At 42.3% G+C, this 3,221-nt stretch carries 2 protein-coding genes; both read right to left on the reverse strand.

Annotated elements, in window-relative coordinates; all coding sequences use genetic code 11:
- Window positions 1–334: 334 nt before the first annotated feature.
- Window positions 335–1,075 carry a Uma2 family endonuclease gene (locus tag AC4II3_RS32120; protein ID WP_488017087.1) on the reverse strand — a complete coding sequence of 247 codons (741 nt, stop codon included), beginning with the start codon at window positions 1,073–1,075 and terminating at the stop codon, window positions 335–337.
- Window positions 1,076–1,244: 169 nt separating this feature from the next.
- Window positions 1,245–2,864, reverse strand: a complete 1,620-nt coding sequence (locus AC4II3_RS32125) for a beta-barrel domain-containing protein (RefSeq protein ID WP_488017085.1) — start codon at window positions 2,862–2,864, stop codon at window positions 1,245–1,247.
- Window positions 2,865–3,221 lie beyond the last annotated feature (357 nt).

Below are 3,221 nucleotides of genomic sequence, written 5' to 3' on the forward strand. Positions count from 1 at the left end.
GGGGCCAGCTCAATACCCATTTGTTTGAATCCACAGCAGTTATTGAGTATTTACGTTTTTATCTGGGTTGTAAACACACTTCCTGCTCAAAAATGCAAGAGGCAAAAGGCAAAAGGCAAAAGGCAAAAGGCAAGAGTAACCTTGTTAATGGGTAATTGTTTGTTAATTTTTAATTGTTAATTTCCTGATATAGTTTTTTCATGAATTGGAAACAAGGATTAGTTTTTTTTACTTACCAAAAATGCCTATATAGTTGATTAACTATTGCCTCTTGCCTCTTGCCTCTTGCCTTCCCCTACAGGAGTATATTAACCTATCAAGTCAAAATGCTATATCACTCAGGCAAATCACCGAACTCTTCTCGATAACGAGCTAACAATGACTCCATTTGAGCTAATTGCTCCTGAGCTTGTTGCTTTTGTTGACATTCTTGTTCGGCTCGTTGCTTTTGGAGTTCGGCTGCTTCAGTAGGAGTGGGAACTAGTTGTCCTTCTGCGGTAAACCAACGTAATTTTGAGTCATAAATTCCCAAATATAGTGCCAACTGTTGACTCCACAACCAACCTTCTTGATTAGGCTCAAGTTCGAGATAACAACCATCTACCAAGTGGAAGCCCTTCAATTCCAGGGTGTTGGGGTCAAACCAGAAATAGTCGGGAGTACGGAATGTATCCTGGTAGATTTGTTTCTTTAATCCTCGGTCAGTATCTGCCGTGGTAGGGGAAATAATTTCTACAATCACATTCGGATACTTCCCCTCTTCTTGCCACACTACCCAACTGTTCCGAGGTTTGCGCTCAGTTCCCAGCACCACAAAAAAGTCAGGCCCACGGAATTCTTCAGACTTACGTTGTCGAGGACTGTAATAAATAGTCAGATTTCCCGAGACATAGAAATCATCACGCTCATCCCACAACCACTCTAGGCATTGGATGAGTAGGGTCATTTGTAGTCGATGTAGATCAGTTTCCAAAGGTGGTTCGTCACTGAGTAAATCCCTAGGGGGTAATATAACATCTTCCGGTACAGTTGTTGCAGTTTCTGTTGGATTTTTTAAGTCTTGAGTCAAAGACATCGCGGCTAGGGTACAATAAGTAGGTGGTACTTATTAGTCTAGATGATCATCATTAGAGCGAGTCAAGTAATATCTGAACAAAGTTGACAAAACTATCGATATCTGAATCGTAAGCATTCAGCTAATAAATGATTAATCGCTAATGATTAATGACTAACAAAAATTTATGTCAAAGCTCTAAACCACTTTTTTGCAACTTCTTAAATGGATCGAGAACAAAATCAATAACACGACGTTGCCGAACAATCACTTCTGCTGTTGCCGTCTGACCTGGAGTTAAGGTAATCTGTTTGTCTCGGGCTTCGATATAGGGCTTTTCTAACTCGATTTCTAGTTCAAAGCTTTCGAGTTTGCCTTGGTTGGTTTCTGTCGTCTTAGAGTCTGGGGAAATCCAACTCAGGTTACCTTTCAATACTCCATAGTTTTGGAAGGGATAAGCATCAAACTTCATCTTCACTGGCATTCCTACCTGTAAAGACCCACTCTCTGTAGTGGCTATTTGCGCTCGCAGTACTAGGGCTGAATTCTCTGGTGCAATCTCTACAATTACCTCTCCCGGTTGGACAACATCCCCAGCCCCTTGGATCGGTAAATGAAAAACTGTGCCAGTAGCAGGAGCCTTGAGTACTCGTTGCTCTAACTGAAATTCTAAGGATTTAATCTGGGTTTTAGCCTGGGCAATTTCTGCTTGCAGGGTAGTAATTTCTGTTTCCAAATTCTTCAGCTGTTCCTCAATTTTTAGCATCGCCAGTTTACTGCCTTGTACTAGACTCTGATAGCTACGTTTCTGTTCTTTGAGGCGAAGTTCAGCTTGCTGAATATCAGCTTTAGCTTCATGAATAATCCGCTCGTAGCTGCCTTGCTGCTCTTTGAGGCGAGACTTGGCTTGCAAAATATCGGACTGGGCTTGCATAACGCTTTGGTAATTTTCTTTTACCAGCTGTTCCGCTTCAATGAAGCGGTCTTGTGAAATGACACCTTGCTCAAAGGCTTGTTTGTAGCGTGGGAGTCTTTCCTGAGCAGCTGATAACCGAATTAATGCTAATTTATAACTTGCTTGACTCGACTCAATCGATTGCTGAACTTGATTGATTTGGGCCAGTTTTTCTTCTTTTTGTAAATTATGGATATTCTTGAGAGAATCAAGATTATACTTTGCCTGCTCCACTTGAACCTGTTTTTCCAATTCTTGAGCTTGGTTCTGTTGCTGTTGGGTATGCAGCCCCAGCATCAATTGATTCTTGAGTATGTCCAACTGCGCCAGCCGATTGTGTTGACCTGTCTGTCTTTGATGCAACTGCTCAAGCTCAGCACGAACTAAATCTGATTCTAACTCCAGTAAAATCTGTCCTGCCTTTACGATCTCCCCCTCTTTCACTTTCAGGGCAGCTACCGTTCCAGAAACTGGTGCATCTAACCTAATGGTTTTCCCCTTAGGCTCAATCCGCCCTCTGGCACTGCCGGTCTCATCGACCTTAGAGAGCATTGACCAAGGTAAAAGGGTACCGGCACAAATCACTAACAGATAGAGCAATCCCCGAGTCCACGGTCGTGGCAAGGTATTGAGCAAGTCATGGGTGACTTCAGACCAGTCATCACCGAGAGATGGTGATGACGCTGATGGTGATGACGCTGATGGTGATGAGGGTGGTGTCTGATTAGTGTTTAGGGAGTCCGGTGGATTGGTGACTAAACTATTGCTATTTATATAGTCATCGTTTGGCTTTTTAGGAAAGCCTGAGTTAGGAAAGCTTGGGTTAGGAAAGCCTGAGTTAGGGTCGTATGGCATAATCCACAATTGGTAATTGCTATAGCATTTTTAAAAAAGGGAACAGGGAATAGGGAGTAGGGAGTAGGGAGTAGGGAGTAGGGAATCGGGAATCGGGAATCGGGAATCGGGAGTAGGGAATCGGGAGTAGGGAGTAGGGAGTAGGGGAAAAATTATGTGTAACTTATTACTATTAAAAACGTTTTATATTATTGCAATTTGCTGAAATTTATGTAAATTTTGATTTATTTTTTCGAGTTTATTTTGACTATCAATCAAGAATGATAAAGCGTTTTTCATAACTATGAAGTACACAGCATTTTTTCCCTGTTCCCGATTCCCGATTCCCGATTCCCGATTCCCGATTCCCGATTCCCG

The organism is Moorena sp., from assembly GCF_982860115.1.